Origin of the sequence: Roseofilum capinflatum BLCC-M114 (assembly GCF_030068505.1) — a bacterium.
GTDB lineage: Bacteria > Cyanobacteriota > Cyanobacteriia > Cyanobacteriales > Desertifilaceae > Roseofilum > Roseofilum capinflatum.
Window position 1 is genome coordinate 1 of record NZ_JAQOSO010000094.1, and the last position, 12068, is coordinate 12068.

General features: G+C 46.1%; 10 protein-coding genes. 4 read left to right on the plus strand and 6 right to left on the minus strand.

What is annotated here, in order from left to right; all coding sequences use genetic code 11:
* Positions 1-295 precede the first annotated feature (295 nt).
* From psb27 to pstS, 5 genes are all read right to left on the minus strand, one after another.
* Entirely contained in the window at positions 296-694 is a 399-nt protein-coding gene (gene psb27 / locus PMG25_RS18085) for a photosystem II protein Psb27 (RefSeq protein WP_283768292.1), read from the minus strand.
* A 79-nt stretch (positions 695-773) separates the two neighbouring features.
* Positions 774-1592, minus strand: coding sequence for a phosphate ABC transporter ATP-binding protein PstB (gene pstB, locus PMG25_RS18090; RefSeq protein ID WP_283768293.1), 819 nt, complete (start codon positions 1590-1592; stop codon positions 774-776).
* Between the two features lie 36 nt (positions 1593-1628).
* Entirely contained in the window at positions 1629-2525 is an 897-nt protein-coding gene (pstA, locus tag PMG25_RS18095) for a phosphate ABC transporter permease PstA (protein WP_283768294.1), read from the minus strand.
* Between the two features lie 56 nt (positions 2526-2581).
* Complete coding sequence (gene pstC / locus PMG25_RS18100; RefSeq protein WP_283768295.1) at positions 2582-3532, minus strand: phosphate ABC transporter permease subunit PstC; 951 nt, start codon at positions 3530-3532, stop codon at positions 2582-2584.
* A gap of 87 nt (positions 3533-3619) precedes the next feature.
* Positions 3620-4747 (minus strand): phosphate ABC transporter substrate-binding protein PstS, encoded by a 1128-nt coding sequence (gene pstS / locus PMG25_RS18105; RefSeq protein ID WP_283768296.1) that lies wholly within the window; start codon positions 4745-4747, stop codon positions 3620-3622.
* Positions 4748-5360: 613 nt separating this feature from the next.
* Here pstS and PMG25_RS18110 point away from each other — a divergent pair.
* Positions 5361-8030, plus strand: coding sequence for a GGDEF domain-containing phosphodiesterase (locus PMG25_RS18110; protein ID WP_283768297.1), 2670 nt, complete (start codon positions 5361-5363; stop codon positions 8028-8030).
* On the opposite strand, the gene PMG25_RS18115 is transcribed toward PMG25_RS18110, so the two are convergent.
* Complete coding sequence (locus PMG25_RS18115; RefSeq protein ID WP_283768298.1) at positions 7996-8979, minus strand: GntR family transcriptional regulator; 984 nt, start codon at positions 8977-8979, stop codon at positions 7996-7998. The two genes, PMG25_RS18110 and PMG25_RS18115, sit on opposite strands and share 35 nt — an antisense overlap.
* Positions 8980-9249: 270 nt before the next feature.
* Between PMG25_RS18115 and PMG25_RS18120 the strand changes: the two genes are divergently transcribed.
* The 3 genes from PMG25_RS18120 (at position 9250) to PMG25_RS18130 (ending at position 11924) form a co-directional block, all read left to right on the plus strand.
* Entirely contained in the window at positions 9250-9999 is a 750-nt protein-coding gene (locus PMG25_RS18120; protein WP_283768299.1) for a dienelactone hydrolase family protein, read from the plus strand.
* Between the two features lie 17 nt (positions 10000-10016).
* Complete coding sequence (locus tag PMG25_RS18125) at positions 10017-10928, plus strand: S1 RNA-binding domain-containing protein (protein ID WP_283768300.1); 912 nt, start codon at positions 10017-10019, stop codon at positions 10926-10928.
* A 105-nt stretch (positions 10929-11033) separates the two neighbouring features.
* Positions 11034-11924, plus strand: coding sequence for a Tab2/Atab2 family RNA-binding protein (locus PMG25_RS18130; protein ID WP_283768301.1), 891 nt, complete (start codon positions 11034-11036; stop codon positions 11922-11924).
* Positions 11925-12068: the final 144 nt, after the last annotated feature.

The following is a 12068-nucleotide window of genomic DNA, read 5'->3' on the forward strand; positions in this document are numbered from 1 at the left end:
GAGCGGCCGCTCGCCCCTACAAAAATGTCTCACTGTTATTTGAATTGACTATAATAAGTAAAACTGGGTTTCTCTAGGCAATACCTTCGCCAAAACCAAAAATGCCTTGATTCGTAGGTTGGGTTGAGGAACGTGCATGTCGGCGACAGCCGAAAACCCAACAAATACGTTGGGTTTCACTTCGTTCAACCCAACCTACGGGAAAATGGCGAAGGTATTCTCTAGGGAAAAACGGTTTACCCATTACCTATTCCCTATTACCCATTACCTATTACCCATTACCTATTACCCGTCATTATGTTCCGCGCTTAAGGGCTGCTTCCACCTGGCGCAACTCTTGATTAATCCGTTTTTTCAGTTTCTCTGGAACTGGACGATTGGGATAGGAACTATAATGTCCTGCCAAACTATTGAGGGCAGTGCGGATGGTAGTAAAAGAAGTTAAAGTCGATACTGACTTGTCCCGACGATACTGAGACGCATATTGATTAATCAGCTCCCTGGCTTGAGCTTGAGCTTCAGCCTTATTGGGAGCATCTTCAGGGAGTTCAATGGCTGTGCGTAGGCTATCGACCATATTCAAGGTATCTTGAGAATAATTTCCCGTAATCAGGGAAGGGGTATTGGAACAGCCTACTAAACCAATGATGGCTACCAAAATCACGGGTAGCAATCGTGCCAAAAATCGCTTCATAAGGATCAACAAAAACTGCATGATTGAGATTCAAATTAGGATGATCCTATCGTGAATGGGGACATTGGCGATATTAATTTTAGCCAAACCGTCCACTGACATACTGTTGAGTGGCTTCTTCTTGGGGGTTTTGGAAAATATCTTCTGTATTGTCATATTCGACTAAATACCCAAACCGTTTGCCCCCTTCGATCGCCTTCGCATTAAAAAAGGCGGTCATATCGGATACCCGCGAAGCCTGTTGCATATTGTGCGTGACAATCACAATGGTGTAATTTTCTTTCAGCTCATGGATCAGTTCTTCTACTTTCAGGGTAGAAATGGGATCGAGAGAAGCACAGGGTTCATCCATCAACACCACATCCGGGTTAATGGCAACGGTGCGAGCAATACACAAGCGCTGCTGTTGTCCTCCAGAGAGAGCAAACCCACTCTGATGCATTTTATCTTTCACTTCGTCCCACAGAGCCGCTTGACGGAGCGATCGCTCTACAATTTCGTCAATCTCTTGCTTAGATTTACCTAACCCATTAATCCGCACCCCATAGGCAATATTGTCATAAATGGATTTGGGGAAAGGATTGGGCTTTTGAAACACCATGCCGATCCGTCGCCGCACTTCTACTGCGTCAATATTGCTTTCATATAAATTCTGACCATGGTAAAAAATACGACCTTCTATATCAAATATGGGAATCAAATCATTCAGACGATTAAAGCATCGTAAAATCGTACTTTTCCCACATCCTGATGGGCCAATAAAGGCGGTGACACGGTTTTTGGGAATGTCCAGCGACACATCCCGAACGGCCTTAAAATCACCGTAAAAGATACTAACATTCTCAGTTTTGAGAACGGTTTCTGTTTCATTAAGAACAGTTGAGTCTGGATTTGTCATTAGATTTCCTCATTTTCTAGATTAACTTAAAATCTCTTAAAATTGACTTTGACGGGTGGCTAACCGCGCAATAATACTACTGATTAGAACTAAAAAGACTAACACTAAAGAGGCTGCCCAAGCTAATTCTTGAAGCTTGAGATCGAAACTGGTGGAAAAGTTGTAAACCAACACCGCTAAGGAGGGAGTCGGCGACATTAAGCCTCTGGGCCAAAAATTGGAACTGAGGGCTGTAAAGAGCAGAGGTGCGGTTTCTCCAGAAGCGCGGGCAACCGCTAGAGTCACTCCAGTCAAAATGGCAGGGAGAGCAGCAGGTAAGACGATTTTGAGGACGGTTTGATAATTGGATGCACCCACCCCAACGGATGCCCAGCGAATATCCTGGGGCACAATTTGCAGGGCTTCATCGGTGGTGCGAATGATGGTGGGCAACATGAGTACCGAGAGAGCTACACCTCCAGCAAAGGCGGAAAAGGTTCCTGTGGTTAAAACGACTAGGCTATAGGCGAAGACCCCGGCAATAATGGAGGGGACACCACTGAGAACATTAGTGGCAAAGCGAATCCAGCGAGCCACTTGGCGAGCCTTTTGGCTACTAGAGCTAAATTCCGAGAGATATACAGCCGCTAATACGCCAATGGGAACGGCTATAACGCTGGCAATGCCGACGGTGATAAAGGTTCCTAGAATAGCGTTGGCAATTCCTCCTCCCGTCTGGCCGGCGGCTGGGGGCAGTTTAGTAAACAGGTCTAGACTCAGCCGCGAGCCGCCTTTAATCATCACGTAAGTTAAGACTGCAAACAGGGGTAGGACGGTGAGTCCAATGCAAATCCCAGAAATAGCAGTCATTGCGATGTCAAATATGGCTCTGGGACGGCGATTATCTCGGATCAGAGTCTTGGCAAGGGACTGGGATTCTGTAGAAAGGCTCATAATGCAAGGGGATTGGGGAATGGGGGATGGGGAATGGGGAATGGGGGAATTACTAATTACTCATATTTGGCTTTGACTTGGTTGACAATCCATTCAGCTAGTACATTGACGACTAGGGTGAGAATCATGAGAATTAAGCCGGCGTACATGAGGGCAGAAACTTGGAGTCCGGAGGCTTCGGGGAATTGGTTGGCCATTAGGGAGGCGATGGTATTGCCGGGGGCTAAGATGGAGAGCTTCATTTGGTTGGAGTTACCAATGAGCATGGTGGCGGCCATGGTTTCTCCCATGGCGCGACCAAGGGCTAACATGATGCCACCGACGATGCCGGAAAAGGCGGCTGGTAGGAGAACGCGAAAAATGGTTACCCATCGGCTGGCTCCGAGGCCGAGGGAGGCTTGTCGTAGGTCTGGGGGTAGGCTGGCGAGGGAGTCGCGGGCGATCGCCGTAATAATGGGTAAAATCATGATCGATAGGACTAAACCCGCCGGTAACATGCCTGGGCCAGCTAGAGGGGTGCTGAAGAGGGGAAACCAGCCAAAGTTGTCGTGCAAAAAGTCACCAATGGGTTTAAGGATGGGAATGAGGACGAAAATTCCCCACAAGCCATAAACTACACTGGGAATGGCGGCCAGCAGTTCGACGAGAAAGACTAGCACGGTACGGATCTTAACCGGAATAAAGTCTTCACTGAGGAAAATGGCGGTTCCTAGACCGAGGGGTACGGCAATGGAGAGGGCAATGGCGGAACTCATCATGGTTCCGTAAATCATCGGCCAAATGCCATATTTATCTTCGACTGGGTTCCAGGCACTCTGAAAGAGGAAGCTTGGGCCGAATTCTTGCAAAGCCGAGATAGCCCCCTGACCGACGGTAAAGATAATAATAATGAGGATGGCGGCGATGGAGAGGGCAAAAGCAAAGGTCAGGCCAATGAAACCTCGATCTAGTGTTTTTTCCATATTCGAGCGCGATCGCCCGGATTCAGGTTTTGCTACAGATACCATATGAAGACTATCAATAATTAGGGTCGAGTGTACAGATGAGGAGTAAGGGAGGCCCCTTACTCCCAGCAGCACAAGGAACTAAACCATCTATTTCAATTCGATGGTGTATTCTGGGCTAATCGTATCAGCCACCTCAGCCACTTTTTGGCGCACGTTATCTGGTAAGGGGATATAGCCCAAATCAGAACTAATGGCTTGTCCCTCATTCAGACCATACTCAATCACGGCTTCTAGGGACTTGGCGATTTCTGGATCGTCGTATTGCTTATAGGCCAGCAACCAAGTATAGGTGACAATGGGATAGGAATCTGCTCCTTCTGGGTTGGTGACGAACGCACGCAAGTTTTCTGGTAATTCTACTGCTCCTAAAGCGATAGATGCGGCTTCATCTGAGGGATAGATAAAGTTACCCGATTTGTTTTCTAGGGCTGCCATATTCAAGCCGGCGCTTTTGGCAAACCCTTGCTCTAGATAACCGATGGCTCCTTCGGTTTGCCGGATTTGGGCGGCGACCCCATCATTTTTGGCTCCGCCAATGCCTACGGGCCATTCTACGGTTTTGCCTTCACCGACTTGGTTTTTCCACTCTTCGCTCATGGCGCTCAGATTTTTGGTGAATACACCGGTGGTTCCGCTACCGTCTGAGCGATATACAACGGTGATGTTGGTATCGGGAAGGTTAGCGTCGGGGTTGGCTGCGGCAATTTGGGGGTCATTCCAGGTGGTGATGTTCCCTAGGAGGATATCAATTAACGCCTCTTGGGTTAGGTTGAGTTCATCCACACCGGGAAGATTGTAGGCCATTACCACACTTCCGGCAGTCATGGGGAGCATTAAAACACCCCGGTCAACTTCGGCGATTTCTTCGTCTTTCATGGCCACGTCACTGGCTCCGAAGTTAACCAAGTTTTGCATAAATCGTTCCACCCCAGCGCCACTACCGACGGATTGATAGTCTACTTGTAGGTTATCGGTGGCGTTACTAAAGTCAAGGAACCAGCGTTGGTAAATGGGGGCGGGAAAAGATGCTCCAGCTCCCGTTAAACTGGTGTTGCTGGCTAGGGCTAATTTACTGGTAGATTTAGGAGCCGCTTCACCTGTGGTGCTGCCCACTTGGGTGGTGTTTTCGCCAGCACAGGAGGCTAGGGTTAAAGCACTCAGGGCGGCGATCGCTAAAGAAAGACTGTTACGCTTGCAGTTAGATAGAGAAAACATATGGAGATACAAGGTTTAGATTAGGCCAATCTTCAGTTTACGAGAAGATGTTGATTGCAGATTAACCTTTTATGGTAATTTTTTGGTTAAGATTAGGTAAAATAAACATTAACAAATGATTATTTTAACAATAATTTATAATCCTTTAATCTCCATTGAGAATCCTATCTAACCCAGCATATTGTTATGGATTTTTTTGGAGAGATCGACCACAAAAAACGTTTTTTTTGTCTTTTTTCTCTGATTATCAATTCAAATAAATCACTTTAATTGCTGTTAATGATTTAATTAATTCTCAAAAAACACCCTGAGATAGGCAATAAAAATTGAAATTTAGACTCTAATTCTATTGATCCCTGGCGATCGCTCCTTCGATCTGTGAGACTCTATCTATAACTCATTATAATAGATTTTTTTCTATTATAATAATTCGATTAATCTAGGGCTAAATTAAAGTCTACCAGAAAAATTTGTAATTTATGTATCATTTGATATAATTAGAAAGAACAAGAGAATAAAATGAATACCTTAGATATTCTCCTGAACGCGGTTCACTCCCACAGAGTTGGCCGTATTTGACGATTGATTCAAAAGCTCCATAGGGATTGTCGCAGTGCAGCAACATCTTCAGCAAATTCAGAAGCCCACCCTACAAACTCGCTCCTTTCATTGGCAAGAGAGTTCTATTACCGGTGAAGTCAATCATGGGGAACGGTTTTTTGACCTATCTCTAGAACTCCTGTGTACGATTGACTTTCAGGGAGTTCTCAAAAGCCTTAATCCTGCCTGGAAGACGATATTAGGATATAGCCCAGAAGAGCTATCTGACCGGAAGTTCCTGGACTTTATTCATCCCGAAGACCAACAACGCACTCGTTTCGGGTTGAAGCAATTGATTTCAGGGACACCGAGTCTTTATGTGGAAAATCGATGTTGCGCTCCAGATGGTTCCTATCGATGGATTGCTTGGACTGTGGTTCCTTATCCAGATGAGGAATTAATTTATGCTGTGGGTCAAGATATGACCCACCATAAGCAGGTGGAGGCTGAATTACATTCACGTTTACAGCAACAAGCGGCGGTTTCAGAGCTGAGTCAGAAGGCTTTAACGGATCGCAATCTAGATGCTCTGATGAAAACGGCGGTGGAGTTAGTCCGTAAAACTCTATCGGTAGATTATAGTGCGATTTTGGAACTGTTGCCCAATCAGCAGACTCTGTTCCTCAGAGCAGGGGTGGGTTGGCAAGCTGAATTGGTGGGTCAAGCGACGTTGAGCGCCCGGAGCAATTGTCATGCAGGGTATACTTTATTTCAAGAACAATCGGTTGTTGTCGAAGATTTACGAGTAGAAACTCGCTTTAGTGGTTCTCCCTTGTTGCATAATCATCGCGTGGTTTCCGGGGTTAGTACGGTGATTTCAGGGATTCCGGGTTCTGAGGGGCCCTTTGGGGTCTTAAGTGTGTACGCGAAAGAGTCTCGCCAGTTTACTCCAGAAGATGTATCATTTTTACAAACAATCGCCAATGTCCTCACCAGCGTGATGACTCGCCTGCAAGCTCAAGAGCAGTTAAATTTGATGGAGAGGGCGATCGCCTCTAGCGACAATGGCATGATTATTACGGATGCGACTCAACCGGATAATCCGGTGGTTTATATCAATCCGGCCTTTGAAAAAATTACCGGCTATTCTATGGAGGAGGTACTCGGTCGGAATTGCCGTTTTCTGCAAGGGAACTACCAAGACCAACTGGCTCTGGGTGAAATCCGTGAAGCGATTGAACAAGCTAGAGAATGCCATGTGGTGCTGCAAAATGTGCGTAAAGATGGTCAACCCTTTTGGAATGAACTGCATATTTCGCCGGTATTTAATCCCCAGGGTCATCTAACCCACTTTATCGGTATTCAGACCGATATTAGCGATCGCAAGCAAGCAGAAGACCAACTCGAACATAACGCCTTTTACGATCATCTCACTAATTTGGCCAACCGGGCCCGATTCATCGAATACCTAGAACAAGCTATTGAGCAAACCCAGAAAGACCCCAATTATCGGTTTGCGGTCTTATTTCTCGATTTAGACGGCTTCAAAAACATCAATGATAGTCTGGGTCACTTGGTGGGAGACCTATTGTTAGTGGCGATCGCCCGTCGTCTCGAAAACTGCCTACGTCCGAGCGATCTGCTCGCCCGACTCGGAGGGGATGAATTTACCATCTTTTTAGATAATATTCACAATCTCCAAGATGCGACCAAAGTCGCCCAAAGAGTTTTGCAAAAACTCTCCCATCCCTTCAACCTTAATGGCAATCAAGTCTTTGCCAATACCAGCATCGGTATTACCTTAAGCACGATTGGATATGACCAACCGGGGGACATTCTCAGAGATGCGGACTTAGCCATGTACCAGGCAAAAACCGCCGGAAAAGGGCGCTATGCTGTCTTTAATACCCTTCTCCATACCCAAGCTGTTAACCGCCTCAAACTCGAAACTGACCTTAGAGGAGCCATTGAACGCCAGCAATTACAAGTTTACTATCAACCGATTATCGAATTACAGACTGGCCAACTGACCGGTTTTGAATCGCTTCTGCGGTGGCATCATCCCGAATTGGGGTTCGTTTCTCCGGCTGAATTTATTCCCATTGCTGAAGAAACGGGGTTAATTTTACCCATAGGCACTTGGGTACTGGAGCAAGCCTGTCAGCAATTGCATCTTTGGAATCTTCAATTCCCCGATTATCCCCCACTAACCATGAATGTCAATCTGTCGGTGAAACAATTCGCCCAACCAGATTTAATTGAACAAATCGATCGCATTCTAGAGGAAACCGAGATTGAGGGGGAATGCCTGAAACTAGAAATCACCGAGAGTGTGATTATGGATAATTCTAAAGTCGCTAATCTCATTTTTCAACAACTCAAAGCCCGTCATATCCGACTTTGTATTGATGATTTTGGCACAGGTTATTCGTCCTTGAGCTATCTGTATCGTTTCCCCGTGCATACCCTAAAAATTGACCGCAGTTTTCTCACCAATTTGGAATCAAAAGCTTCATCGCAATATCGAGAAATTATTAAAGCAGTGATTGATTTAGGCCATAATCTAGGGATGGATATTGTGGCGGAAGGGATTGAAACGATTGAACAGCATAAACTGCTGCAACAATTTAGCTGTGAATATGGTCAAGGTTATTTTTACTCTAAACCCATTCCAGTAGAAGCAGTAACAGAATTATTAGGCTCAAGACTTAATCTAAACCCAGTTCTCGTTTCAGGCGATTAATAGAGGATTGATCGATATAACTGTCGGTTTGAATTAAGCGAGGGGGGCGAATAATATCTTCTCTGGCTGCTTGCAGGGCTGCTTTCACTGCGTCATAACTGGAAACGTCACTGACTATATATTGAACGGTTCTCACCATGGCATTGAGTTTATAGGGGTCATCTCGATGGGCTGTCATGACTAATACATCATCTCCGCGCAAACTATGGATAATCACTTCAACGGCGCGTAAAATACCATGGGAGAGACTGACTACCCCGAAATATGTGCCTTTGGGTAAGCCTTTGACTAACTCGACTTCTGAGGCATAGTCATAAATTTCTACGGGAACCACCCGTGCGGATTTGGGTGCGGCAATTTTTTCAGCATCGCCAAAAAAATAGCGACTGGTGACGACGGTCGCCGATCGCGTATGATTCAAGAGATCGTCTAATTCTTCTAAGGGAACCAACTGGACGGGAATATGCAGGGCTGCTTGTAATTCTTCCATCATCAATTGTCCTACCCCGATATCATTGGTGGGAGCGGTGACCAACACCCTCGCACTACAGCGCAAACGCCAATCAATCTCAGTTAAAAAGAGTTCCCGCGCTTCATGGAGAGAGCAGCCTTGTTGAATGAGCTGATTGAGACTGTTTTGGACAATCGACTGAGCTTGGGGATAGGTTTGTAAAAGTTGAGATTTATACTGAGTCAGGAACCCTTGTCCCTGCTGGCGCACATAAATGCCTGAACCCGCTTGAGCCTCAACTAATCCGGTTTCTTCCAGTTGGCGATAGACCTTGCTAATGGTGTTGCGATGCAAACCGGTTTGCATGGCTAAAGCGCGTGTACTGGGCAGTTGGGAGCCAGGAGGGTATTGACCAGAGGCGATCGCAAAGCGTAATTGATTAAATAACTGATTAGAAGCCGGAATGTCACTATCTGGCTGAATCTGAAATTTGACCATATCCCCAGAGATACCCCCACAATGTCATTGATTTCTAGTATATAGGGCTTTGTGCGATCGCAGACATGAAACGCACGGTCATAGGTATCGCGCTTTCCGCTTCGCGGACATGAACGCGCTAGGGAATAGGGAATAGGGAATAGGGAATAGGGAATAGGGAACAGGGAATAGGGAACAGGGAATAGGGAACAGGGAATAGATAATGGGCATTGGAGAAACTGGGTTTTCCCTTAAAATTGGAAAGACACAACCTCAAGTTTTCCAGCAATTATGACCGATTTAACCATCCAATCTACCCCCGTACAAGTTCCCAATGGCGACTTACTCATCGATGCGTATCTGGCTGAACCCACCACACCCGGCCCCCATCCGGGGGTGGTGGTGGTACAGGAGATTTTTGGGGTCAATGAACATATTCGGGATGTAACGGATCGGATCGCCAAACAGGGTTATATTGCCATTGCTCCGGCAATCTATCAGCGTCTGGCTCCCGGTTTTGAAGCCGGTTATACCCCAGAGGATATTAAAATCGGGCGCGAATATAAGGTGAAAACCAAAGCCGATGAGCTGCTCAGTGATATTCAAGCCACTTTAGAGTATCTGAAAACGCGACCCAATCTAAAATCGGGAGGCTTTGGGGCGATCGGATTTTGCTTTGGGGGCCATGTGGTTTATTTAACCGCTATCTTAGAGGAGATTAAAGCCACTGCTTCGTTCTATGGCGCGGGAATTGCCACCCTCACCCCAGGAGGAGGCGAACCTACCGTTACCCGCACCCCAGAAATTAAGGGAACCATGCACTGCTTTTTTGGCAATGAGGATGCTAGTATTCCTGCTGAGGAAGTTGAGCAAATTGAAGCTACGTTAAGGGAGGCTCAGGTGGATCATCAGATTTTCCGATACGATGGAGCCGATCATGGCTTTTTCTGCGATCGCCGGTCTAGTTATAATGCAAAAGCTGCTACTGATGCCTGGGCTAAAGTGAAAGACTTGTTTCACACCCAACTTCAGGCCTCTTAATTTCTCAGATCCTAGTTATGAACCCTGAATCTAAACCCTCTTCTGAAACTCCCTCTTCCATTGGCTTTTCCCAGGATGACTTTGCCCAAGCCTTGCAAGAGCATGACTATACCTTCCAAAAAGGACAAACAGTACGCGGTCGGGTGGCCGTTCATTCTCAAGATGGAGCCTATATTGAAATTGGGGGCAAATCGACTGCCTTTGTCCCCCTACAAGAGGCAGCCTTGGAAACGGTAACCGATTTGTCTACGGTGTTACCTCTGAATGAGGAATTAGATTTTCTAATTACTCGCGAACAAAATGAAGAGGGACAAGTAACGCTCTCGCGCCGCCAACTGGAAATTCAACGCCTTTGGGATACTCTCTTAGACAAGCAGGAAGAGCAACAAGCTCTGCAAGTCCGAGTCACGGGGAGCAATAAAGGGGGAGTGACGGTGGATGTGATGGGACTTAGGGGTTTTATACCGCGATCGCATCTGAATCGACGGGATAATCTAAACGCTCTCAAAGGAGAAACCCTGACGGTTACCTTTCTGGAAGTTAACCCCGATACTCGTAAGTTGGTGCTTTCCGAACGTCTAGCCACTCAAGCGACTACCTTTAGTCAGTTGGAAGTGGGTCAACTGGTCGAAGGGCGAATTGCCAATATTAAACCCTTTGGTTTGTTTGTGGATTTAGGCAATACCACCGGACTCATTCATATTAAGCAAATTAGCCAAAGTTATATTGAATCTCTGTCCAGTCAGTTTTCCATTGGTCAATCGATTAAGGCGATTATTATTAATATTGATGAAGGAAAAGGACGGATTTCTTTGTCTACCCGCATTTTGGAAAATTATCCCGGAGAACTGTTAGAAAATATGGAGGAAGTGATGGCCAGTGCTGCGGCTCGTCGGGAACGGGCAGCTAAATCGTTGCAAAATACCTAAGCTACAGATTTAGCCCAAGGGAGAGAGCAAGCATGGTTTAAGTTGTGTCCTCTCCCTTAACTCAAAATTGCTCGAAATTTGGACATTTATCGGTTAATTGATTCAATGAAAACTATTTGGGAACTCGATTTTTACTCCCGCCCTATTCTGGATGAGAATAATAAGAAAGTTTGGGAAATTCTGATTTGTGAAACGCCCTTATCGATCGCGACTGACCCGGAAAGCTTGTTCCGTTACTCTCGATATTGTGCGAGTAATAAAGTGAACTCAGGCGAATTAAAGGATGCGATTTTAGAGGCCATGGATAAAGCCAATCAACGGCCCAGTAAAATTCGCTTCTTTCGCCGACAAATGAATAACATGATTGTCAAAGCCTGTAAGGATTTGGCGATTCCCTCAGCTCCCAGCCGCCGCACGTTGACCCTATATCAGTGGATACAACAACGGGAGAAGGAAGTCTATCCCCAAGAAGCCGGTTATGATGCGAAGGCAGCCTCTTCGCCTTCTGTACGATATGACTCGGCGATCGCCCAACCCCTCCCAGATGCCATCCTCGGTCAAAAATGGGCCCTAGTTAGCCTAGAAGCCCAAGCTTTTGCTGAGATGCCAGAATGGGATATTGCCTTTGAAGAGTCTTTTCCCTTAAGTCCCTTTGGCTTGTCAGAGACGACTCCTATTCCGGGTATTATTCTCTTCTCTTCCCGTGCGACTCCCATGGCAGGATGGATGTCTGGGCTAGAATTAGCCTGCCTAAAAGTGATGGAAAATCGAGAAGATAGGACTAAGAAACCCAGATTATTACTGGAAACCGGAGTCAATGATAGCTGGGTTTTAGCTAACTTGAATACCCCCCAGTTACTGAAGGAAGGCGAAAGTTTTGAACAAGCAAAACAGAAGTCTCAAGGGATTCATTTTATCGCGATTCAGTCCAATCCGGATTCAGAATCCTTTGCTGGCTTTTGGCTGATGCAAGAACAATTAACAATTAACAATTAACAATTAACAATTAACAATTTTCATGTCCGCGAAGCCCAAACGCCAAGACTAGCGAGATGGCAGAGATTGCTTCACTCCACTGCGTTCCGTTCGTTATAGTCGATGAGGTAGTCACCTACCCCACCTCTACTTCAAAACCGTGCA